The sequence below is a fragment of the Aminobacter sp. P4_D5 genome (assembly GCF_056401815.1).
On record NZ_JBFUIP010000379.1, the window covers coordinates 1 to 1301 of the forward strand.

The 1301-nt window shown below is 71.3% G+C and carries 2 protein-coding genes; both read left to right on the forward strand.

Translation table 11 applies throughout. The annotated features are described in order from the left end of the window. Nucleotides 1-414, forward strand: a 414-nt coding sequence (locus AC1DWF_RS32045; protein ID WP_476842570.1) for a c-type cytochrome, incomplete at its 5' end; no start/stop codon positions are given. Between the two features lie 59 nt (nt 415-473). Continuing rightward, nucleotides 474-1301, forward strand: an 828-nt coding sequence (gene zapE / locus AC1DWF_RS32050; protein ID WP_476842571.1) for a cell division protein ZapE, incomplete at its 3' end; no start/stop codon positions are given.

The window sequence follows — 1301 nt, forward strand, 5'->3', positions numbered from 1 at the left end:
GATTTCATCACCCTGCAGATGATCCTGTTCCGCGAGCGCGTCCGGCTGGCGCCGCCGATGAACGACTTCGCCGCCAACATGCCGGACAAGGACATCGAGGACCTCGCCGCCCATTTCGGCAGCCTGCCGCCGGGACCGCCGGAGGACCGCCGGCCGCGCGACGCGGCGCTCTTCGCCGCCGGCCAGGCGCTGGTCGGCCCGCGCCGCTGCGGAACCTGCCACGTGTCCGACTTCGGCGGCCGGGCGCAGATCCCGCGCATCGCCGCCCAGCGCGAGGAATTCCTGTCGCACACGATGATCGAGTATCGCGAAGGGCGGCGCGCCGGCGCCGACACGCAGATGAACGGCGCGGTGGTCGGCCTGTCCAACGCCGATATCGCCGCCATCGCGCATTTCCTGGCGCATCTGGACTGATTGCTGCGACGCGGCAGGCGAGTTGAGCCATCGGCGCGCCCGGTCTATCCCTGGCGGCCATGGACTCCCTGATATCCCGGAACGAGGGCCCGCTGGCCGAATATCGTGCCCGCGTCGCCGAGGGCGCGCTGCGCGCCGACCCGGCCCAGGCCCATGCGGCCGAGATCCTGCAGACGCTCTGGCGCAACCTGCGCGGCTACGATCCGAAGCCCACTGCCCCGGAGCCGCGCGGCTTCCTGGGCAAGCTCTTCGGCGGCAAGCGCGGCTCGGGCGACCTCGCGGCGCCGGAGGGCACGCCGGAGGGCCTCTATCTCGTCGGTGCCGTCGGCCGGGGGAAGTCCATGCTGATGGACCTCTTCTTCGACACCGCCGAGGTCCCGCGCAAGCGCCGCATCCACTTCCATGCCTTCATGCAGGAGGCGCACGCCCGCATCCACGCCTGGCGCCGCGCGAATCCCGGGGCCGACGACCCGATCCCGCCGCTGGTCGACCTGATCGCGTCAGAGGCCTCGCTGCTCTGCTTCGACGAGTTCCAGGTCCACGACATCACCGATGCCATGATCCTCGGCCGGCTCTTCGAGGCGCTCTTCGCCCGCGGCGTGGTCATGGTGGCGACCAGCAACACCGCCCCCCAGGATCTCTTCAAGGGCAAGCCGGGCCGCGACGCCTTCCTGCCCTTCATCGCGCTGATCCAGTCGCGGGTGGAGGTCTTCTACCTGGAAGCGGCCCAGGACTACCGGCGCGAGCGCATCCGCGGGCTGCCGACCTGGCACCACCCGGTGAACGGCCGCTCCGAACGCGCGCTGGACGCTGCCTTCGAGGAGCTGACGGGCGAGCGGAACGGCCAGCCGGCGAGCCTCCAGGTGCTGGGCCGCACTGTCCCGGTG